Source organism: Escherichia sp. WS3227_2 (genome assembly GCF_046486495.1).
Lineage (GTDB): Bacteria > Pseudomonadota > Gammaproteobacteria > Enterobacterales > Enterobacteriaceae > Escherichia > Escherichia coli.
Map to the genome: position 1 here is coordinate 315,318 of NZ_JBJQLG010000001.1, position 20,929 is coordinate 336,246.

Annotated in this window: 20 protein-coding genes; 8 read left to right on the forward strand and 12 right to left on the reverse strand. The window is 50.7% G+C overall.

Going from position 1 to position 20,929, the window contains the following annotated elements:
* Positions 1 to 17: 17 nt before the first annotated feature.
* The gene (locus ACJHXB_RS01550) at positions 18 to 914 is read right to left on the reverse strand and encodes a LysR family transcriptional regulator (protein ID WP_001604818.1); all 897 of its coding nucleotides are present in this window, start codon (positions 912 to 914) and stop codon (positions 18 to 20) included.
* 100 nt (positions 915 to 1,014) lie between these two features.
* On the opposite strand from ACJHXB_RS01550, the gene ACJHXB_RS01555 reads away from it, so the two are divergent.
* The 8 genes from ACJHXB_RS01555 (at position 1,015) to scpC (ending at position 9,906) form a co-directional block, all read left to right on the forward strand.
* Positions 1,015 to 1,644, forward strand: a complete 630-nt coding sequence (locus tag ACJHXB_RS01555) for an FMN-dependent NADH-azoreductase (protein WP_000697439.1) — start codon at positions 1,015 to 1,017, stop codon at positions 1,642 to 1,644.
* A gap of 16 nt (positions 1,645 to 1,660) precedes the next feature.
* Positions 1,661 to 1,921: a DUF1471 domain-containing protein gene (locus tag ACJHXB_RS01560; RefSeq protein ID WP_001604819.1), complete on the forward strand. Its 261-nt coding sequence runs from the start codon at positions 1,661 to 1,663 to the stop codon at positions 1,919 to 1,921.
* Positions 1,922 to 1,982: 61 nt separating this feature from the next.
* Entirely contained in the window at positions 1,983 to 3,308 is a 1,326-nt protein-coding gene (locus ACJHXB_RS01565; RefSeq protein ID WP_001604821.1) for a ferric reductase-like transmembrane domain-containing protein, read from the forward strand.
* A gap of 70 nt (positions 3,309 to 3,378) precedes the next feature.
* The gene (gene argP, locus ACJHXB_RS01570) at positions 3,379 to 4,272 is read left to right on the forward strand and encodes a DNA-binding transcriptional regulator ArgP (RefSeq protein ID WP_000828351.1); all 894 of its coding nucleotides are present in this window, start codon (positions 3,379 to 3,381) and stop codon (positions 4,270 to 4,272) included.
* Between the two features lie 203 nt (positions 4,273 to 4,475).
* Entirely contained in the window at positions 4,476 to 6,620 is a 2,145-nt protein-coding gene (gene scpA / locus ACJHXB_RS01575; protein ID WP_001604822.1) for a methylmalonyl-CoA mutase, read from the forward strand.
* Positions 6,613 to 7,608, forward strand: coding sequence for a methylmalonyl Co-A mutase-associated GTPase MeaB (gene meaB / locus ACJHXB_RS01580; RefSeq protein ID WP_001598603.1), 996 nt, complete (start codon positions 6,613 to 6,615; stop codon positions 7,606 to 7,608). Before scpA ends, meaB begins: the two co-directional genes overlap by 8 nt.
* A gap of 10 nt (positions 7,609 to 7,618) precedes the next feature.
* On the forward strand, positions 7,619 to 8,404 hold the full coding sequence (gene scpB / locus ACJHXB_RS01585; RefSeq protein ID WP_001604823.1) for a methylmalonyl-CoA decarboxylase: 786 nt from the start codon (positions 7,619 to 7,621) through the stop codon (positions 8,402 to 8,404).
* 23 nt (positions 8,405 to 8,427) lie between these two features.
* Positions 8,428 to 9,906 (forward strand): propionyl-CoA:succinate CoA transferase, encoded by a 1,479-nt coding sequence (gene scpC / locus ACJHXB_RS01590; RefSeq protein WP_001559765.1) that lies wholly within the window; start codon positions 8,428 to 8,430, stop codon positions 9,904 to 9,906.
* Here scpC and srsR read toward each other — a convergent pair.
* The 11 genes from srsR to ACJHXB_RS01645 all read right to left on the reverse strand — a co-directional run bounded on the left by srsR (position 9,903) and on the right by ACJHXB_RS01645 (position 20,916).
* Positions 9,903 to 10,799, reverse strand: a complete 897-nt coding sequence (gene srsR, locus ACJHXB_RS01595; protein ID WP_000350807.1) for a LysR family transcriptional regulator SrsR — start codon at positions 10,797 to 10,799, stop codon at positions 9,903 to 9,905. The genes scpC and srsR overlap by 4 nt on opposite strands.
* A gap of 167 nt (positions 10,800 to 10,966) precedes the next feature.
* Entirely contained in the window at positions 10,967 to 11,707 is a 741-nt protein-coding gene (locus ACJHXB_RS01600) for an oxidative stress defense protein (RefSeq protein ID WP_000669834.1), read from the reverse strand.
* Between the two features lie 92 nt (positions 11,708 to 11,799).
* Positions 11,800 to 12,435 (reverse strand): arginine exporter ArgO, encoded by a 636-nt coding sequence (gene argO, locus ACJHXB_RS01605; RefSeq protein WP_001604824.1) that lies wholly within the window; start codon positions 12,433 to 12,435, stop codon positions 11,800 to 11,802.
* Between the two features lie 138 nt (positions 12,436 to 12,573).
* Positions 12,574 to 13,434: a small-conductance mechanosensitive channel MscS gene (gene mscS / locus ACJHXB_RS01610; RefSeq protein ID WP_410233452.1), complete on the reverse strand. Its 861-nt coding sequence runs from the start codon at positions 13,432 to 13,434 to the stop codon at positions 12,574 to 12,576.
* Between the two features lie 190 nt (positions 13,435 to 13,624).
* Complete coding sequence (fbaA, locus tag ACJHXB_RS01615; RefSeq protein ID WP_000034372.1) at positions 13,625 to 14,704, reverse strand: class II fructose-bisphosphate aldolase; 1,080 nt, start codon at positions 14,702 to 14,704, stop codon at positions 13,625 to 13,627.
* A 214-nt stretch (positions 14,705 to 14,918) separates the two neighbouring features.
* Entirely contained in the window at positions 14,919 to 16,082 is a 1,164-nt protein-coding gene (gene pgk / locus ACJHXB_RS01620) for a phosphoglycerate kinase (RefSeq protein ID WP_000111269.1), read from the reverse strand.
* A gap of 49 nt (positions 16,083 to 16,131) precedes the next feature.
* Positions 16,132 to 17,151: an erythrose-4-phosphate dehydrogenase gene (gene epd / locus ACJHXB_RS01625; protein ID WP_000218480.1), complete on the reverse strand. Its 1,020-nt coding sequence runs from the start codon at positions 17,149 to 17,151 to the stop codon at positions 16,132 to 16,134.
* A 284-nt stretch (positions 17,152 to 17,435) separates the two neighbouring features.
* Positions 17,436 to 18,149, reverse strand: coding sequence for a nucleoside/nucleotide kinase family protein (locus ACJHXB_RS01630; protein WP_001604826.1), 714 nt, complete (start codon positions 18,147 to 18,149; stop codon positions 17,436 to 17,438).
* Complete coding sequence (fumE, locus tag ACJHXB_RS01635; protein ID WP_000224133.1) at positions 18,146 to 18,655, reverse strand: fumarase E; 510 nt, start codon at positions 18,653 to 18,655, stop codon at positions 18,146 to 18,148. The genes ACJHXB_RS01630 and fumE overlap by 4 nt, the downstream gene beginning before the upstream one ends.
* A 21-nt stretch (positions 18,656 to 18,676) precedes the next feature.
* On the reverse strand, positions 18,677 to 19,642 hold the full coding sequence (gene glpX, locus ACJHXB_RS01640) for a class II fructose-bisphosphatase (RefSeq protein ID WP_001604827.1): 966 nt from the start codon (positions 19,640 to 19,642) through the stop codon (positions 18,677 to 18,679).
* The gene (locus tag ACJHXB_RS01645; protein ID WP_001604829.1) at positions 19,639 to 20,916 is read right to left on the reverse strand and encodes a zinc-binding dehydrogenase; all 1,278 of its coding nucleotides are present in this window, start codon (positions 20,914 to 20,916) and stop codon (positions 19,639 to 19,641) included. Before ACJHXB_RS01645 ends, glpX begins: the two co-directional genes overlap by 4 nt.
* Positions 20,917 to 20,929 lie beyond the last annotated feature (13 nt).

Genomic DNA, 20,929 nt, shown 5'->3' on the forward strand with positions numbered 1-20,929 from the left:
TATACAAAAAAAGCGATTCAGACCCCGTTGGCAAGCCGCGTGGTTAACTCATCCATAAAATATCGCGCAATGGCGGGCATCCCCTTTCGCCCGGCAAATAAAGCATACAACGGTCTGGGTATGCCGCTCCACGGTGCGAACAGGCGCACCAGTTCACCGTTGGCAAGCCCCTGTTTACAGGCAAATTGAGGCAATAACGCCACGCCATTCCCGCCAAGCACTGCCTGCAACATGACGCGAATGTTATTTGTCTGCAAACGCGCCTCGGGATGCAGCGTAATCTCCTGGTCGCCATTCATTAACTGCCACTGGCTCCCGCCATTGTTCGTCAGGCGGAGGATCCCGTCGACGCGGTTAAGATCGTCAATGGCCTTCACCTGCGGATGGCGGGCCAGCCACTGCGAACTGGCAACTAAAATATCAGCCTGGGTATGTAATTTTTTATAATGCAGCGTCGAGTCCGCAAGCGCGCCGGAAGCCGTAACCAGCGCAATATCAATGCCTTCAGCGACCATATCCACCGGGCGATTAATTGCCAGCAGTTGCACCTTCGCCAGGGGCCAGCGGGCGATAAATTCACTGACGAACTCACCAAACCATGTTTCAGCCATAAATACCGGCGCGCTGACGCGCAGCATTCCCTGTGGGCTTTCCTGGGCGGCCATCACCACCGCTCTGGCCCGTTCCCCCTGAGCCACCAGCGCCCGACACTCGACAGCAAACTGTTCCCCTGCCGCCGTCAGGGCCAGACGCCGCGTAGTTCGCTGAATAAGCCTCACGCCGAGGCGCTCTTCCAGCGCTGCCATTCGACGGCTTAATACCGATTTCGACACACCCGCACGCAGCGCCGCCTGGCTGTAGCTGCCTTCATCGGCAATCAGGGCAAAGTAGTTGTAATCATTCCAGTCGATCATGATTGTTCTATTTTAACAACAATGAAGTTCAATTATGTCTATTTAATCACCATATCAACAACAATTAAACTTCTCTCATCGCAGAAATGAGAGCAAACCCATGAAAATTCTCCATATCGATAGCAGTCCAATGCTTAAGCATTCAAGTTCGCGGAAATTAAGCCAGGCGCTGGTAGAAGCGCTTTGCCAACGTTTCGCGCAAGCCACAATTATTCATCGCGACGTTGGCCTGACGCCCCCACCCCATTTGCGTGAAGAAACCTTTCTGGCGCTTTGCGGTAAAGCGGAGTGCGAGAACGCACAAATTCAGCAGGAGGTGAATGATATCCACGCTGCTATTGATGAACTGGCATCGTGCGATGTGCTCATTATTGGCGCGCCGATGATTAATCACAGCGTTTCATCTGGCCTCAAAACCTGGATAGATCAGGTCTGTCAGGCTGGTTTAACGTTTCGTTTTACTTCCGCTGGTGCCGTTGGGTTACTGACGGATAAACCGACGTTTATTGTCTCGACGCGCGGCGGTATCTATTGCGATGAAGCACATCTGGCGCTGGATCATCAGGAAAGTTATCTGCAAGCCACGCTGAAATTAATGGGCATTACCAATACACATATTTTACGTGCGGAAGGCGTCGACAAAACCCAACCGGGACGCGAACTCGCCGAGCAAAATGCATTAGCGCAAATCCCTGATCTCATAACACACGTATTTAATCATTATCTTTAATATAAAAGGAGTTATTATGTCTATTAAGCAAAATTTATTTGCCGCATTATTTCTTTGCACTCTCACAGGACACGCATTTGCAGCAACCGAGATACACAAACCGGACAATAATCTTGAACAGTTATCAAAAGTGAGCATGTCCACACACAATAGCAATCCAGCGGGCGTTGAAAGCCAAATCAAAGAGAAAGCGGAAGAGTTACAAGCCAGCGATTACTACATCAGTTCTTTCTCCGGTAAAAATTATATCCACGCCACTGTGATTTTCTATAAATAATCACTCTGTTTAACGGGAGCATGGAACTGTTCTATGCTCCGCTGCCAAAATGAAATAAAAAATGAAAAAAGCTAATCTTACAGGTACGTTGGTTTGCTTTGTCGCATGCCTTATTTTTTTGTCGTCCGGTGATATTTTTCGTGAAAAGCCAATCGCGCTAATATGGTTCCTTCGACAAAACATACTCTTTTTTACGGGAACCCTTGCGTGGTGTCTGATGACGCTGACGATGTGTTTATCGTTGCGTTCATCATGGCTTAACAAAGTGCTGGGCGGTCTGGATAAAGCATGGCGATTACATAAGTGGGCAGGAATATGCGCTATAGCGTTTGCTTTCGCCCACTGGCTGGATGAAAAATTACCCCAGTTATTCGTCGCCTTTGGCTGGATTACTCACCCTGGTAAAATCGTTGATATTAACCTGACGCCAGTACAAGAAAATTGGCTCCATGCGGGACTGTTAGCGGGTGAATGTGCAATGTTTATTATGATAGCGATGATTTTCGTGTCTCTTAGCAAAAAAGTTCCCTATCATTTATTTCATCTTGTTCACCGTTTGTTCCCCGTCTTTTATCTGGCAATTGCCTTTCATGTGTTTACTGCTTTGTTTAAATCATACTGGTGGGAAACTCCTGCTGCGTATTTATTAATTTTAATTACTATTCCGGGCGTCTTTGCGGCTTTCATTTCGCTGCTGAAATTAAACGATAGTAAAAACAAGCATCAGGCTACCATTAAAAACATTGTTAACCATCCGGGACAAATTACCGAAGTCACCCTTGAGCTGGAACATGCCATCGACTATTCTCCGGGGCAGTTTGCATTCTTAACGTTCGCACACAGTAAAGAATCTCACCCTTTTACTATCGCTTCATATACCAAAGAGAAGAACACGTTGCGCTTTGCGATCAAACATTTAGGGGATTATACCTCGACTCTGGCATCCTCGATAAAAATCGGCCAGTCCGCCTTCGTTGAAGGGCCATGGGGAAAGTTTGATTTTACTCTCCCTTGCTCCCACCAGGTCTGGATAGCAGGAGGCATCGGCATTACCCCCTTTATCGCCCAGCTTGAGTATCGTAAACATCATGGCGCGTCCTTTGTTCCTGTGGATCTCTGGTATTGCGTCAGCCGAAGCGAGGATGCCTGGTATATTGATAAACTGACCTCACTTTGTGCCCAGGCCAGGGTCACACTGCATCTGCTTGATGCGCATAAAGGTGAGCGCCTACAGGTGCACTATCTTACTGATAAAATAGCAAATAAAGGTGACACCCATTTCTGGTTTTGCGGCCCACAGAGTTTTGCCAAAGCGCTCAGCAAAGGGTTATATGAAAATGGGATTGCCAGCCAAAACTTCCATTTCGACCGTTTTTGTATGCGTTAAATGCTCTGTACCCAACGCAAAATTGTGTCATAGTGCAGGAAAAAGCATTTACCAGGAGCAGACAACAGCAATGAAACGCCCGGACTACAGAACATTACAGGCACTGGATGCGGTGATACGTGAACGAGGATTTGAGCGCGCGGCACAAAAGCTGTGCATTACACAATCAGCCGTCTCACAGCGCATTAAGCAACTGGAAAATATGTTCGGGCAGCCGCTGTTGGTGCGTACCGTACCGCCGCGCCCGACAGAACAAGGGCAAAAACTGCTGGCACTGCTACGCCAGGTGGAGTTGCTGGAAGAAGAGTGGCTGGGCGATGAACAAACCGGTTCGACTCCGCTGCTGCTTTCACTGGCGGTCAACGCCGACAGTCTGGCGACGTGGTTGCTTCCGGCGCTGGCTCCTGTGTTGGCTGATTCGCCTATCCGCCTCAACTTGCAGGTAGAAGATGAAACCCGCACTCAGGAACGTCTGCGCCGCGGCGAAGTGGTCGGCGCGGTGAGTATTCAACATCAGGCGCTGCCGAGTTGTCTTGTCGATAAGCTCGGTGCGCTTGACTATCTGTTCGTCAGCTCAAAACCGTTTGCCGAAAAATATTTCCCTAACGGCGTAACGCGTTCGGCATTATTGAAAGCACCTGTGGTCGCCTTTGACCATCTTGACGATATGCACCAGGCCTTTTTGCAGCAAAACTTCGATCTGCCCCCAGGCAGCGTACCGTGCCATATCGTTAATTCTTCAGAAGCGTTCGTGCAACTTGCTCGCCAGGGCACCACCTGCTGTATGATCCCGCACCTGCAAATCGAGAAAGAACTGGCCAGCGGTGAACTGATTGACTTAACGCCAGGGCTATTTCAACGCCGGATGCTCTACTGGCACCGCTTTGCTCCTGAAAGCCGCATGATGCGTAAAGTCACTGATGCGTTGCTCGATTATGGTCACAAAGTCCTTCGTCAGGATTAATCCATCAAATAATGCCTGATAGCACATATCAGGCGTTATCCTCACTTCTTTTTGTATTCCTTGAATCACATCACAAAATAGACAAATCTCAGGCGGCAAAAAACGACGTCTGAATGCATTTTTTTTGCTGGCGACAAACCCACGTAAAAAGCTCACCGTAGGCGCAAATACCCTCATTTTGATTGCGTTTTACGGAGCAAATAATGTCTAACGTGCAGGAGTGGCAACAGCTTGCCAACAAGGAATTGAGCCGTCGGGAGAAAACTGTCGACTCGCTGGTTCAGCAAACCGCGGAAGGGATCGCCATCAAGCCGCTGTATACCGAAGCCGATCTCGATAATCTGGAGGTGACAGGTACCCTTCCTGGTTTGCCCCCCTACGTTCGTGGCCCGCGTGCCACTATGTATACCGCCCAACCGTGGACCATCCGTCAGTATGCTGGTTTTTCAACAGCAAAAGAGTCCAACGCTTTTTATCGCCGTAACCTGGCCGCCGGGCAAAAAGGTCTTTCCGTTGCGTTTGACCTTGCCACCCACCGAGGCTACGACTCCGATAACCCGCGCGTGGCGGGCGACGTCGGCAAAGCGGGCGTTGCTATCGACACCGTGGAAGATATGAAAGTCCTGTTCGACCAGATCCCGCTGGATAAAATGTCGGTTTCGATGACCATGAATGGCGCAGTACTACCAGTACTGGCGTTTTATATTGTCGCCGCAGAAGAGCAAGGTGTTACACCTGATAAACTGACCGGCACCATTCAAAACGATATCCTCAAAGAGTATCTTTGCCGCAACACCTATATTTACCCGCCAAAACCGTCAATGCGTATTATCGCAGACATCATCGCCTGGTGTTCCGGCAACATGCCGCGATTTAATACCATCAGTATCAGCGGTTACCATATGGGTGAAGCGGGTGCCAACTGCGTGCAGCAGGTAGCATTTACGCTCGCTGATGGGATTGAGTACATCAAAGCAGCAATCTCCGCCGGGCTGAAAATTGATGACTTCGCTCCTCGCCTGTCGTTCTTCTTCGGCATTGGCATGGATCTGTTTATGAACGTCGCCATGTTGCGTGCGGCACGTTATTTATGGAGCGAAGCGGTCAGTGGATTTGGCGCACAGGATCCGAAATCACTGGCGCTGCGTACCCACTGCCAGACCTCAGGCTGGAGCCTGACTGAACAGGATCCGTATAACAACGTTATCCGCACCACCATTGAAGCACTGGCTGCGACGCTGGGCGGTACTCAGTCACTGCATACCAACGCTTTTGACGAAGCGCTTGGTTTGCCTACCGATTTCTCAGCACGCATTGCCCGCAACACCCAGATCATCATTCAGGAAGAATCAGAACTCTGCCGCACCGTCGATCCACTGGCCGGATCCTATTACGTTGAATCGCTGACCGATCAAATCGTCAAACAAGCCAGAGCCATTATCCAACAGATCGACGAAGCCGGTGGCATGGCGAAAGCGATCGAAGCAGGTCTGCCAAAACGAATGATCGAAGAGGCCTCAGCGCGCGAACAGTCGCTGATCGACCAGGGCAAGCGTGTCATCGTTGGTGTCAACAAGTACAAACTGGATCACGAAGACGAAACCGATGTACTTGAGATCGACAACGTGATGGTGCGTAACGAGCAAATTGCTTCGCTGGAACGCATTCGCGCCACCCGTGATGATGCCGCCGTAACCGCCGCGTTGAACGCCCTGACTCACGCCGCACAGCATAACGAAAACCTGCTGGCTGCCGCTGTTAATGCTGCTCGCGTTCGCGCCACCCTGGGTGAAATTTCCGATGCGCTGGAAGCCGCTTTCGACCGTTATCTGGTGCCAAGCCAGTGTGTTACCGGCGTGATTGCGCAAAGCTATCATCAGTCTGAGAAATCGGCCTCCGAGTTCGATGCCATTGTTGCGCAAACGGAGCAGTTCCTTGCCGACAATGGTCGTCGCCCGCGCATTCTGATCGCTAAAATGGGCCAGGATGGGCACGATCGCGGCGCGAAAGTGATCGCCAGCGCCTATTCCGATCTCGGTTTCGACGTAGATTTAAGCCCGATGTTCTCTACACCTGAAGAGATCGCCCGCCTGGCCGTAGAAAACGACGTTCACGTAGTGGGCGCATCCTCACTGGCTGCCGGTCATAAAACGCTGATCCCGGAACTGGTCGAAGCGCTGAAAAAATGGGGACGCGAAGATATCTGCGTAGTCGCCGGTGGCGTCATTCCGCCGCAGGATTACGCCTTCCTGCAAGAGCGCGGCGTGGCGGCGATTTATGGTCCAGGTACACCTATGCTCGACAGCGTGCGCGACGTACTGAATCTGATAAGCCAGCATCATGATTAATGAAGCCACGCTGGCAGAAAGTATTCGCCGCTTACGTCAGGGTGAGCGTGCCACGCTCGCCCAGGCCATGACGTTGGTGGAAAGCCGTCACCCGCGTCATCAGGCGCTAAGTACACAGCTGCTTGACGCCATTATGCCGTTCTGTGGTAACGCCCTGCGACTGGGCGTTACCGGCACACCCGGCGCGGGGAAAAGTACCTTTCTTGAAGCCTTTGGCATGTTGTTGATTCGTGAGGGATTAAAGGTTGCGGTTATTGCGGTCGATCCCAGCAGCCCGGTCACTGGCGGTAGCATTCTCGGGGATAAAACCCGCATGAATGACCTGGCGCGTGCCGAGGCGGCGTTTATTCGCCCGGTACCCTCCTCCGGCCATCTGGGCGGTGCCAGTCAGCGAGCGCGGGAATTAATGCTGTTATGCGAAGCGGCGGGTTATGACGTAGTGATTGTCGAAACGGTTGGCGTCGGGCAGTCAGAAACGGAAGTCGCCCGCATGGTGGACTGTTTTATCTCGTTGCAAATTGCCGGTGGCGGCGATGATCTGCAGGGCATTAAAAAGGGGCTGATGGAAGTGGCAGATCTGATCGTTATCAACAAAGACGATGGCGATAACCATACCAATGTCGCCATTGCCCGGCATATGTACGAGAGTGCCCTGCATATTCTGCGACGTAAATACGACGAATGGCAGCCACGGGTTCTGACTTGTAGCGCACTGGAAAAACGTGGAATCAATGAGATCTGGCACGCCATCATCGACTTCAAAACCGCGCTAACTGCCAGTGGTCGTTTGCAACAAGTGCGGCAACAACAATCGGTGGAATGGCTGCGTAAACAAACCGAAGAAGAAGTACTGAATCACCTGTTCGCGAATGAAGATTTCGATCGCTATTACCGCCAGACGCTTTTAGCGGTCAAAAACAATACGCTCTCACCGCGCACCGGTCTGCGGCAGCTCAGTGAATTTATCCAGACGCAATATTTTGATTAAAGGAATTTTTATGTCTTATCAGTATGTGAACGTTGTCACTATCAACAAAGTGGCGGTCATTGAGTTTAACTATGGCCGAAAACTTAATGCCTTAAGTAAAGTCTTTATTGATGATCTTATGCAGGCATTAAGCGATCTCAACCGGCCGGAAATTCGCTGTATCATTTTGCGCGCGCCGAGTAGATCCAAAGTCTTCTCCGCAGGTCACGATATTCACGAACTACCGTCTGGCGGTCGCGATCCGCTCTCCTATGATGATCCGTTGCGTCAAATCACCCGCATGATCCAAAAATTCCCGAAACCGATCATTTCGATGGTGGAAGGTAGTGTCTGGGGTGGCGCATTTGAAATGATCATGAGTTCCGATCTGATCATCGCCGCCAGTACCTCAACCTTCTCAATGACACCTGTAAACCTCGGCGTCCCGTATAACCTGGTCGGCATTCACAACCTGACCCGCGACGCGGGCTTCCACATTGTCAAAGAGCTGATTTTTACCGCTTCGCCAATCACAGCCCAGCGCGCGCTGGCTGTCGGCATTCTCAACCATGTTGTGGAAGTGGAAGAACTGGAAGATTTCACCTTACAAATGGCGCACCACATCTCTGAGAAAGCGCCGTTAGCCATTGCCGTTATCAAAGAAGAGCTGCGTGTACTGGGCGAAGCGCACACCATGAACTCCGATGAATTTGAACGTATTCAGGGGATGCGCCGCGCCGTTTATGACAGCGAAGATTACCAGGAAGGGATGAACGCTTTCCTCGAAAAACGTAAACCTAATTTCGTTGGTCATTAATCCCTGCGAACGAAGGAGTAAAAATGGAAACTCAGTGGACAAGGATGACCGCCGATGAAGCGGCAGAAATTATCCAGCATAACGACATGGTGGCATTTAGCGGCTTTACCCCGGCGGGTTCGCCGAAAGCCCTTCCCACCGCCATTGCCCGCAGAGCTAACGAACAGCATGAGGCCCAAAAGCCGTATCAAATCCGCCTGCTGACGGGGGCGTCAATCAGCGCCGCCGCTGACGATGTACTTTCTGACGCCGATGCTGTTTCCTGGCGTGCGCCATATCAAACATCGTCCGGTTTACGTAAAAAGATCAATCAGGGCGCGGTGAGTTTCGTTGACCTGCATTTGAGCGAAGTGGCGCAAATGGTCAATTACGGTTTCTTCGGCGAAATTGATGTTGCCGTCATTGAAGCATCGGCACTGGCACCGGATGGTCGAGTCTGGTTAACCAGCGGGATCGGTAATGCGCCGACCTGGCTGCTGCGAGCGAAGAAAGTGATCATTGAACTCAATCACTATCACGATCCGCGCGTTGCAGAACTGGCGGATATTGTGATTCCTGGCGCGCCACCGCGGCGCAATAGCGTGTCGATCTTCCATGCAATGGATCGCGTCGGTACCCGCTATGTGCAAATCGATCCGAAAAAGATTGTCGCCGTCGTGGAAACCAACTTGCCCGACGCCGGTAATATGCTGGATAAGCAAAATCCCATGTGCCAGCAGATTGCCGATAACGTGGTCACGTTCTTATTGCAGGAAATGGCGCATGGGCGTATTCCACCGGAATTTCTGCCGCTGCAAAGTGGCGTGGGCAATATCAATAATGCGGTAATGGCGCGTCTGGGGGAAAACCCGGAAATTCCTCCGTTTATGATGTATTCGGAAGTGCTACAGGAATCGGTGGTGCATTTACTGGAAACCGGCAAAATCAGCGGGGCCAGCGCCTCCAGCCTGACAATCTCGGCCGATTCCCTGCGCAAGATTTACGACAATATGGATTACTTTGCCAGCCGCATTGTGTTGCGTCCGCAGGAGATTTCCAATAACCCGGAAATCATCCGTCGTCTGGGCGTCATCGCTCTGAACGTCGGCCTGGAGTTTGATATTTACGGGCATGCCAACTCAACGCACGTAGCCGGGGTCGATCTGATGAACGGCATCGGTGGCAGCGGTGATTTTGAACGCAACGCGTATCTGTCGATCTTTATGGCCCCGTCGATTGCTAAAGAAGGCAAGATCTCAACCGTCGTGCCAATGTGCAGCCATGTTGATCACAGCGAACACAGCGTCAAAGTGATCATCACCGAACAAGGGATCGCCGATCTGCGTGGTCTTTCCCCGCTTCAACGCGCCCGCACCATCATTGATAATTGTGCACATCCTATGTATCGGGATTATCTGCATCGCTATCTGGAAAATGCGCCCGGCGGACATATTCACCACGATCTTAGCCACGTCTTCGATTTACACCGTAATTTAATTGCAACCGGCTCGATGCTGGGTTAATGACTCGTCCCGTCACGATCTTCAGCAATATGCTGAAGCATCGTGGCGGTATAACGATGATTTCTGATTGAATAAAGATATTCCTGCATATACATCGGCCTGTGCGGCGCATCAAAATATTTCAGCGTTGCCGGATTCACCAGTCGCCAGGCAAAATGCGGGATCACCGTCAGAAAATGTCCGCGCTCCACGGCGCTGATTTTGGCCATAAAACTGTAGGGTCGATAAATAATGGTGGGATTGATCCCACAAGGTCGCATATTCGCATCAATCATTGCTTCGAAGTTGGCCCGGTTCTGAAAGCGCATTTGCAGCCAGGGTAGCTCCTGAAGCAGCTCTTGCTCTTGTCGCTCTTCATAACGGCGAGAAACGAGAAAGCCCAATCGCAGCGGTGGTAGTTCACTGATAGTCAGGTTTTCCAGTTCCTGAACTCGTGCAGATACATGCTGTGGGGAGATTATAAAATCTAACTGACGGTCAAAAAGATTATCGATAACGCCGTTTTCGCTGAACTCAACTGGCTGGGCGGTCACGCCTTCGTACTTATCTCCGAGACTAATCAACTGATCAAAAATAATGGTCGGATAAGTATTATCTATGCCAATCACAATTTCTCGTGAACGACGCCCTGAGTTATGGATTTCATTATCAATCGCAGAAAGTCGTTGATAAACCGGGAACAGTTTTTGATACAGTTCCTGTCCGGCTTTATTGAGGCTGATATTATTATCTTTGCGGGTAAATAGCGTATAGCCAATTTGTTCTTCCAGCGCGGCAATGCTTTTACCAAATGGCGAAGCCGTCATATGGATTTTTTCTGCCGCCCGGGCAATATTATTGGTTTGCGCTAATAAAATGAAATTGCGCATCTTTTTCGAAATAAAAATGTCCATACCCCCTCCCCCGCATCCTTGTCCGCTTAACCGTTTCAGTCAGCCTATCCTTGATGAAACCGCGAGCAAAGATAGGTGATTACGTCATGGTTTTACAGAAAATTACAGAAAAAGGAGGCAATATCGGGTAAAGGCATTAGCCCGACGAATACGTCGGGCTACAAATATTATTGTGCTGCAGGTGTTTTAGCGGGTTGTTGATCCACAGGTTCTAACTGGAAGACCACATCGACCTGATCATCAAACTGAATAGCGGCCTGCTCGTAAGTTTCCTGGGCGGACACCGGCGCGGCATCGGCTTTCATCATCCGCACCATTGGGCTGGGCTGATAGTTGGAAACATGGTAGCGCACGCTATATACCGGCCCCAGTTTACGATGAAAGCCGTTCGCCAGTTCCTGCGCCTGATGAATCGCGTTATCAATCGCTGCCTTACGCGCTTTGTCTTTATAGGCATCCGGCTGCGCCACGCCCAGCGACACAGAACGAATTTCGTTAAGACCCGCCTTCAGCGCGCCGTCCAGCAAGGAATTCAGTTTGTCTAACTGACGGAGCGTGACTTCCACCGTTCTCACAGCACGGTAGCCTTTCAGGATACTTTTACCATCCTGATAATCATAATCTGGCTGGGTGCGTAAGTTCGCTGAGCTGATATCTTTTTTCGCGATCTGATTGAGTTCAAGGAAGGAAATGTATTGTGCGACGCGCTCATCCGCCTGTTTCTTGGCAGTAGCGGCATCCTTCGCGGCCACGTTGACTTCAATCGCAAGAGTGGCAATGTCTGGCACCGCATCCACGCTTGCCGTACCGGAGGTGACAATATGCGGTCCATCCGGCAATTCGTTAGCCTGCGCTGCCATCCCGCTAATACCCATTAATGCCGCCAGGGCGATAACTTTGAACTTCACGTTAGTCTCTCCGTGTTAATTGACTTGCCTAAAATTCAGGACCTCTGGAGGCAAGCTTAGCGCCTCTGTTTTATTTTTCCATCAGATAGCGCCTAACTGAACAAGGCTTGTGCATGAGCAATACCGTCTCTCGCCAGCTGCAAGGCAATAAACCACATAACACATCCCACAACCAGATTGATAATGCGTTGTGATTTTGCCGTGCGCAGGCGCGGTGCCAGCCAGGCTGCGAGAATAGCCAGACCAAAGAACCACAGGAAAGAGGCGCTAATAGTCCCGAGCGCAAACCAACGTTTTGGTTCCACATCAAGTTGCCCGCCAAGGCTGCCCAGTACAACAAAAGTATCCAGGTAAACATGCGGATTCAGCCAGGTCACTGCCAACATGGTGGCGATAATTTTCCATCTGCCTTGCTTCAGGACTTCGGCACTGGCTAACTCAATATTACTGCTCATCGCTGTTTTAAAAGCGCCAAAACCATACCACAGCAAGAAGGCTACGCCGCCCCAGGTGACCAGCGCCAGCAACCACGGCGACTGCATCAATAACGCGCTGCCACCAAAAATCCCGGCGCAAATCAGGACCAAATCGCTGATAGCGCAAAGTAAGGCAATCATAATGTGGTACTGACGACGAATGCCCTGATTCATCACTAAAGCATTTTGTGGGCCGAGCGGCAGAATCATAGCTGCCCCAAGGGCAAGGCCTTGAAAGTAATAAGAAAACACGTTGGATATTCCGAATTAAGTATCTGATGCAGAGACTATATCGCGGGATTGTTATTAGCGGAAATTGATAATATTAATTGGCAATCAGAAAAACTAATAAGAGAGAGGCCAGAGAGTATTATCTGGCCTCAGCGTTGATTATGCAGCTTTGTCTTCTTTCACCCGCTTAAAGTTCACATCCATTTGCGGGTACGGGAAGCTGATACCGGCGGCATCAAATTCACGTTTAATACGCTCCAGCACATCCCAGTACACGTTTTGCAGATCGCCGCTGTTGCTCCAGACGCGGACCACGAAATTAATCGACGATGCGCCAAGTTCATTCAGGCGCACAGTCATTTCGCGATCTTTCAAAATGCGATCTTCAGACTGGATAATATTGGTCAGGATCTGCTTAACCTGATCGATATCGGAATCATACGCCACGCCAATAATAAACTCGTTACGGCGAGCTGGCTCGCGGGAGAAGTTAATAATATTTCCGGCAATAATTTTACCGTTCGGAATAACGATAATTTTACCGTCTGCAGTACGCATGGTGGTGGAGAAAATCTGCACACTCAGCACAGTACCGGCTACGCCGCCGAGGTCAACATATTCTCCGGCACGGAACGGGCGGAACATGACAAGTAACACGCCAGCGGCCAGGTTAGACAGTGACCCCTGCAAAGCCAGACCAACCGCTAAGCCTGCGGCACCGAGTACAGCAATGACTGACGCTGTTTGTACGCCCACGCGTCCCAGTGCAGCGATTAGCGCAAAGGCGATAATTCCGTAACGGACTAATGCAGAAAGAAAATCAGCAACAGTGGCATCGATTTTACGGGAGATCATCAGGCGATTCACCGCGTTGGAAATCATCCGCGCGATAATCAAACCAACGATGATGATCGCGAGTGCCGCCACGATGTTTACTGCATAACTTAGCAGCAGCGCCTGGTTAGCCACCAGCCAGCTTCCCGCGCCGTTTATGCTATCGACAACATTCAAATCTTCCATTCAATATTCCTTTTCAACTGACTCAAAATGGAGAAATACACTCCGCCGCCTTATGACGGGCAGTCTGACAAGGGTAAACAATAAAGCATAATTTTGCCAAATAGATCACAGATTTCTCATCTGCATCACCTTGCTTTTGGCGAAAAAAAGACCCGCAGAGCGGGCCTTGAGATAAGCAGAAAGGAATGACTTACAGAACGTCGATCGCGTTCAGTTCCTGGAATGCTTTTTCCAGACGAGCGATCATAGAAGTCTGACCGGCACGCAGCCATACGCGCGGATCGTAGTATTTCTTGTTCGGCTGATCTTCGCCTTTCGGGTTACCCAGCTGACCCTGCAGGTAAGCTTCGTTCGCTTTGTAGTAGTTCAGAACGCCTTCCCAGGTTGCCCATTGGGTATCGGTATCGATGTTCATTTTCACTACGCCGTAGCTTACGGAGTCTTTGATTTCCTGAGCAGTAGAACCGGAACCACCGTGGAATACGAAGTTCAGGCTGTTGTGCGGCAGGTTGTGTTTCTTAGAAACATATTCCTGAGAATCACGCAGGATGGTCGGAGTCAGAACCACGTTACCCGGCTTGTAAACACCGTGTACGTTACCGAAGGACGCTGCGATGGTGAAACGTGGGCTGATTTTGCTCAGCTCGGTGTATGCGTAATCAACGTCTTCCGGCTGGGTGTACAGTGCAGAAGCGTCCATGTGGCTGTTGTCTACGCCGTCTTCTTCACCACCGGTGCAACCCAGTTCGATTTCCAGAGTCATGCCGATTTTGGACATGCGCTCCAGGTATTTAGAGCAGATTTCGATGTTCTCTTGCAGAGATTCTTCTGACAGGTCGATCATGTGAGAAGAGAATAGCGGCTTACCGGTAGCAGCGAAGTGTTTCTCACCCGCGTCCAGCAGACCGTCGATCCACGGCAGCAGTTTCTTCGCGCAGTGGTCGGTATGCAGGATAACCGGAACACCATAATGTTCAGCCATCTGGTGAACGTGATGCGCACCAGAGATCGCGCCCAGGATAGCAGCACCCTGCGGAACGTCAGATTTCACGCCTTTACCAGCGATAAAGGAAGCACCACCGTTGGAGAACTGAACGATAACCGGCGCTTTAACTTTAGCAGCGGTTTCCAGCACGGCGTTGATGGAGTCAGTACCGACGCAGTTTACTGCTGGCAGTGCGAAGTTGTTTTCTTTTGCTACCTGGAAAACTTTCTGTACGTCATCACCAGTGATTACGCCAGGTTTTACGAAATCAAAAATCTTAGACATGTCTCTTGTCCTGTATCGTCGGGCCTTATACTCGTCATACTTCAAGTTGCATGTGCTGCGTCTGCGTTCGCTCACCCCAGTCACTTACTTATGTAAGCTCCTGGGGATTCACTCTCTTGTCGCCTTCCTGCAACTCGAATTATTTAGAGTATGAAAAAGTGCGTGCTTTAAAAGCGCGCTGAAACAAGGGCAGGTTTCCCTGCCCTGTGATTTTTTACTTCTTAGCGCGCTCTTCGAGCATCGCTACTGCAGGCAGTACTTTACCTTCCACGAATTCGAGGAATGCGCCGCCGCCAGTGGAGATGTAGGAGATTTTGTCAGCAATGCCGAACAGGTCGATTGCTGCCAGAGTGTCGCCGCCGCCAGCGATGGAGAACGCTTCGCTGTCTGCGATAGCGTTAGCCACGATTTCAGTACCTTTGCGGAAGTTCGGGAATTCGAACACGCCAACCGGACCGTTCCACAGAATGGTTTTTGCATTCTTCAGGATTTCAGCCAGTTCCTGAGCGGAAGCATCACCGATATCCAGGATCTGCTCGTCAGCTTTCACATCGTTAACAGATTTCAGGGTAGCCGGTGCAGTTTCAGAGAACTCAGTTGCTACGCGAACATCAGACGGAACCGGGATGTTGCAGGTGGTCAGCAGACGTTTTGCTTCGTCAACCAGATCAGCTTCGTACAGGGATTTACCCACATCGTGGCCTTGTGCCGCGATAAAGGTGTTAGCGATACCACCGCCAACAATCAGCTGGTCAGCGATTTTAGACAGGGAATCCAGAACGGTCAGTTTGGTAGATACTTTAGAACCACCAACGATAGCCACCATCGGGCGAGCAGGTTCTTTCAGTGCTTTACCCAGCGCGTCCAGTTCAGCTGCCAGCAGCGGGCCTGCGCACGCAACGTCAGCGAATTTACCGATACCGTGAGTAGAAGCCTGCGCGCGGTGAGCAGTACCGAATGCGTCCATTACGAACACGTCACACAGTGCAGCGTATTTTTTGGACAGGGTTTCGTCGTCTTTCTTCTCGCCTTTGTTGAAGCGAACGTTTTCCAGAACAACCAGTTCACCTTCAGCAACGTCAACGCCGTCGAGGTAATCTTTAACCAGACGAACCGGGTTAGACAGTTTGTCTTTCAGGTAGTTAACAACCGGCAGCAGAGAGAATTCTTCGTTGTACTCGCCTTCGGTAGGACGACCCAGGTGGGAAGTTACCATCACTTTTGCGCCTTGTTTCAGGGCCAGTTCGATGGTCGGCAGAGAAGCACGGATACGCGCATCGCTGGTTACTTTCCCGTCTTTTACTGGTACGTTCAGATCCGCACGGATAAATACACGTTTCCCAGCAAGATCCAGATCGGTCATCTTAATTACAGACATGGTGAATCCTCTCGTTGATTCTAAAAGTTTTGCAGACGCTGCTTGCGTCTTACCTGAAAGCAACAGTAGCCATAGCTAACGTCGTGTCGAGCATTCGGTTAGCAAAGCCCCATTCGTTATCGCACCAGACCAACGTTTTGATCAGGTGTGCGCCACTAACCCGGGTTTGGGTGCCATCGACAATGGCACTGTGCGGATCGTGGTTAAAATCTACAGAGACCAACGGCAATTCCGTATAGTCAACTATACCATGAAATGCACCTTGTGCTGCTTTTTGCAGCAACAGGTTGACTTCATTGGCTTTTACAGGTTTCTTCACCGTCACGCTTAAATCGATTGCCGTCACATTTATGGTTGGTACACGTACCGCAATCGCTTCAAAGCGATCGTTAAATTGCGGAAAAAAACGTGTGATACCGGCGGCCAGTTTGGTATCGACCGGAATGATCGACTGACTGGCTGCCCGAGTGCGACGCAGGTCAGGATGGTATGCATCAATAACCTGTTGATCATGCATGGCGGAGTGAATTGTGGTCACAGTGCCAGACTCAATACCGTACGCATCATCTAACAATTTGATGACGGGAATTATGCAATTCGTGGTACAGGAAGCGTTAGAAACGATGCGGTGTTCCGCACGAAGTTGATCCTGATTGACGCCATAAACAACGGTCGCGTCGAGATCGTTACTGCCAGGATGTGAAAAGAGCACTTTTTTAGCCCCGGCGGCAATGTGTGCTTCACCATGCTCGCGGGAGCCATATACGCCGGTGCAGTCGAGGACTACATCAACGCCAAGTTCACGCCAGGGGAGCGATTGCAGTGAACGTTCATGCAATACGCGGATGGCGTCATCACCAACAAAAAGTTGATCACGTTCCTGTCGTACTTCCCATGCAAAACGGCCATGGCTGGTGTCATATTTCAACAAATGCGCCATGCCCGCAGCATCCGCCAGTTCGTTGATTGCCACCACGGTAATTTCCGCCCGGCGTCCGGATTCATACAAGGCACGAACCACATTACGCCCGATGCGACCGAAGCCATTTATCGCTACGCGTACGGTCATAGATCTCCTGCAAGGTTTTCCCTGAGCAAATTTGCCAGACAGAGTAATCCAGCAAATCGTCCGGGGAAACCTTACCTGTCGCAAACTGCGACTGATTGGTTAATTGTCGAACATTTAATCGACTGAAACGCTTCAGCTAGGATAAGCGAAACGTGGAATAAAAGGAATGATTGTCCAGCCGAAGAAGACATTTATCTGACTTACATCACACTTTTATCCCCTTTTGTAGGGGGCTTTATTCCAGGCTGGCGTAATAATACCCCTGCAATAACTGGAATAAATTGTCAGCTTTTGAAGTGATATCTGCCTTCTTCGGTCATCTCTACTATCAGATTGGCCTGACGACTATTCACCAGCACACGCTCGACATTGGGACCATCGGTTCGGGCATAAAAAGCTTCGGCTTCTTGCCGCGATAATCCTCCCGCAATTTTACGACTAATCAAGCGCTCCCGCAGAATTTGAGCAGGTGCATGAATAAAAATAGAAAAATCGCAGAAAGATGCCAACTCCTGCCACTTTTCATCATCCAGTAATAGCCAGTTTCCTTCGACGATGACGAGTGGTGCGGTAACGTGCAACGCATCTTCAACAGGATCATGCTTTTGTCGATCGTACTGCGGCCACGTACAATCCCCTTCCACGACCTGGCGCAGATTTTCCGCCAGTTTCGCAACGTCAAATGTCTCTGGTGCGCCTTTGAAGGGGCGCAATTGATGCGCATCCAGCCAGCTATTGTAATGATGAAAACCATCCATCGGCAGCGTCTGAATAGCGGGCAGTTCCGGGTCTTGTTGCGCGAGATATTCCCAGAAGGTGGTTAGGGTAGATTTACCCGTCCCCGGCGGAGCGCAAAGAAAAACCACCGTACGCCGCTGCGGATTTACCGTCTGTAAGGCCGCCAACATGCGCAGCAACGGTTTATGTACATTTTCTATCTCATCAACATGGTACTGTGCTGATACCTTCAGACCATTCACCGTTAATTCAATTTTCACGGCGTTAATTCCTTTAAGGTGGTCGTTACTGCCAGCGTCAGCGCCGTTTTGACCATCCCGCTAAAACGCGCCTCTGACCAGACGGCGAAATCGGCGAACTTCATCGCTTTCAACGCGTCATAGAGCGTCGCATTGCGGGTTATGCTATTGACGTTGCTAATAAAATCCCAGGTCATGTCATCGGCAAATCCGGGCATTTCATTCTGTTCGTTCAGGTAATGCCAGAACTGGGAAAAATGCGTGATATCGGCGTACAGCCATTTATCCATTTTCCCCAGCGCATAAATCAAACGCAGTGCAACATCAATATCGTCAAGCGGGCCGCTTTGGGCGAGTAACGGCTTCACTGCATATTCGACGATCTCTTCATCATTATCGACAAACAGCGACGGCAGAAACTGGCGTATCCCCTGGAGCAAAATAGAATGCGCAGTTTTCATAAATGAAAATAAATTGTCCTGTGCATCCAGTTGCTCAAGCACATCATCTTCTGTCAGCGTCGCCATTGGTCTTCCGATAGATCACCATCAATGCAGGGAGTCTATTATATTACACGTTTGGTCCGCGCCGCCGATCAGTAATGTCTGCGTCCGCACCCCATTCGCCGTCTGTTGGATTCCGTTCACCAACTCGCCGCCCGTCACGCCCGTAGCGCTAAAGAGGATATCGTTCCCCCTCACCAGTTCATCGAGCGAGTACACACGGTTAACGTCAACGCCCATTTCCTTGCAACGCTTGCGCTCCTGCTCTGCAATCTGCCGATTTTCCGTGTAATCCCCTTTAGCCTGACAAAAGTCAATCAGCTCGGCCTGCATATCCCCGCCTAATGCTTTAACGGCACAGGCAGAAATCACGCCTTCTGGCGCACCGCCGATGGTGTACATCACATCGAAAGGATTATCCTGCCAGCAGGTCAGCACGCTGGCGGCGACATCGCCATCCGGCAGGGCAAAAACCTTCACGCCCAGCTGTGTTGCTTCCTCAATTGCGGCACTCAGGCGCGGTTTATCCAGCGTAACCATACGCAGCTTGTCCAGCGGTTTGCCTAACGCTTTCGCCACGTTGCGCAAGTTGTCCGCCAGAGGCATGGACAGATCAATCGCGCCCGCCGCCAGCCGATTAACAACCAGTTTTTTCATATACATATCGGGCGCGTGTAACAGGCTATCTCGAGGGGCGAAAGCCATGACCGCCAGCGCATTGCTCTGCCCCATCGCCACCATCCGGGTGCCTTCAATCGGGTCAACCGCGATATCGACTTCTGGCCCATCGCCTTTGCCCACCTCTTCGCCAATCCACAGCATCGGCGCATGGTCAATCTCTCCCTCGCCGATAACCACTCGCCCACGAAAAGCGACGTCGTTTAATGCCTGGCGCATCGCGGTGACCGCCAGGCCATCAATTTTATTTTTGTCGCCACATCCGGTTTGCGGCCAGGCAGCCAACGCTGCCTGTTCCGTAACGCGAAATAATGGCCACGCCAGGGACATCATTGCGCGGCCTCCCCAATATCAACGCCAAATTGCGCCAGCAGATATTTCTCGGCCTGCTCATTCCAGATGCCATGCGTTTCCTCAACCAGCCGCGCCAGTTCTTTAAACAGCGGATCGGTTTTGCCTTTTTCGGCAAAATCGGCAATGGCAGTCAGCGGCATGGTCACGCCGTTATAAATGAGTTTTTTACCGCCGGGGATATCCGGCAGATTGAGCACGGTTTCTGGCACTGTATCCAGGCCACCGATATGGGTCACCATAAACGACGGCTGTAACTGCCCCGTGGCGCTAAGCACAATCGCCTCTTTCATGTCGTCCGTTGAACCGCCGGATGTACCGACGACATGCGTGCTGTTGTAATGGACGTTGTAGAAATTAAACGGCACTTTGAAGTTTTTATCCGTCGGCCCGGCAAAGAAGTTCAGGCAGCCATCTTCCGCCAGTAATTCATCAGCCATCTCGACGACTGAAGGCACCGCTGCATAGACAAATACGTCATCAAATCCGGCATCATCCGTCAGCGCCCGCAGCGTCTGGACCGGATCGCTCATCCCTTTGGTATTCACATACACCAGCTCAATGCCTTTACTGGCCGCCAGTTCCACCGGCAGCAGCTTTTGTACCTGCGCCAGGCGTTTGTCGTCGATATCGACCACCACCACCCGCGACGGTTGTATGCCGCCGTTAATAGCATAATCGATAGCGCCAATGCCCATCGGACCTGCACACGCCAGCAGCGCAATATTGCCGCCAGGTTTAACGCCCATGCGATGCTCATAAACATATTGCGTGGTGTGATAATTGGCATGATAAGCGCCAATAATGCAGCACATAGGCTCTGCCAGCGACGCCGCAGCAAAATAAGAGCCGTGATACGGTAATACGCAGCCCAAATTAATGGCGATTTCGGGAATAATCATATAGGTGGCGTTACCGCCAAAATATTCGTAGCTGTAGCCCGCTGAATATCCGCTTGGTAACCCCATCGCCGGTTGCAATACAAAACGCTGGCCTTTTTTATATTTGTCGGTGAGATTTTTACCCACTTCAACAATAACCCCGGCACATTCATGCCCGGTAATGACCGGATGATTTTCTAAATCGTCGGGTACGCGTTTATGTTCACTACCGAGTAACGCCGCTTTCCAGGTCGATAAACAGACGCTGTCAGAAATCACACTCACTAACAGTTCATTATCGGTAATTTCTGGCAGTTCAAATTCGCGCAGACGGACATCCCGCTTGCCATAAATAGCAGCAACTTTGGTTTTCATTTTTACCTCTGTA

Bases quoted from the DNA above. Each gene is read 5' to 3' on its own strand.
- ACJHXB_RS01550 (WP_001604818.1), bottom strand. From the start codon at position 914: ATGATCGACTGGAATGATTACAACTACTTTGCCCTGATTGCCGATGAA.
- ACJHXB_RS01555 (WP_000697439.1), top strand. From the start codon at position 1,015: ATGAAAATTCTCCATATCGATAGCAGTCCAATGCTTAAGCATTCAAGT.
- ACJHXB_RS01560 (WP_001604819.1), top strand. From the start codon at position 1,661: ATGTCTATTAAGCAAAATTTATTTGCCGCATTATTTCTTTGCACTCTC.
- ACJHXB_RS01565 (WP_001604821.1), top strand. From the start codon at position 1,983: ATGAAAAAAGCTAATCTTACAGGTACGTTGGTTTGCTTTGTCGCATGC.
- argP (WP_000828351.1), top strand. From the start codon at position 3,379: ATGAAACGCCCGGACTACAGAACATTACAGGCACTGGATGCGGTGATA.
- scpA (WP_001604822.1), top strand. From the start codon at position 4,476: ATGTCTAACGTGCAGGAGTGGCAACAGCTTGCCAACAAGGAATTGAGC.
- meaB (WP_001598603.1), top strand. From the start codon at position 6,613: ATGATTAATGAAGCCACGCTGGCAGAAAGTATTCGCCGCTTACGTCAG.
- scpB (WP_001604823.1), top strand. From the start codon at position 7,619: ATGTCTTATCAGTATGTGAACGTTGTCACTATCAACAAAGTGGCGGTC.
- scpC (WP_001559765.1), top strand. From the start codon at position 8,428: ATGGAAACTCAGTGGACAAGGATGACCGCCGATGAAGCGGCAGAAATT.
- srsR (WP_000350807.1), bottom strand. From the start codon at position 10,799: ATGGACATTTTTATTTCGAAAAAGATGCGCAATTTCATTTTATTAGCG.
- mscS (WP_410233452.1), bottom strand. From the start codon at position 13,434: ATGGAAGATTTGAATGTTGTCGATAGCATAAACGGCGCGGGAAGCTGG.
- fbaA (WP_000034372.1), bottom strand. From the start codon at position 14,704: ATGTCTAAGATTTTTGATTTCGTAAAACCTGGCGTAATCACTGGTGAT.
- pgk (WP_000111269.1), bottom strand. From the start codon at position 16,082: ATGTCTGTAATTAAGATGACCGATCTGGATCTTGCTGGGAAACGTGTA.
- epd (WP_000218480.1), bottom strand. From the start codon at position 17,151: ATGACCGTACGCGTAGCGATAAATGGCTTCGGTCGCATCGGGCGTAAT.
- fumE (WP_000224133.1), bottom strand. From the start codon at position 18,655: ATGGCGACGCTGACAGAAGATGATGTGCTTGAGCAACTGGATGCACAG.
- glpX (WP_001604827.1), bottom strand. From the start codon at position 19,642: ATGATGTCCCTGGCGTGGCCATTATTTCGCGTTACGGAACAGGCAGCG.
- ACJHXB_RS01645 (WP_001604829.1), bottom strand. From the start codon at position 20,916: ATGAAAACCAAAGTTGCTGCTATTTATGGCAAGCGGGATGTCCGTCTG.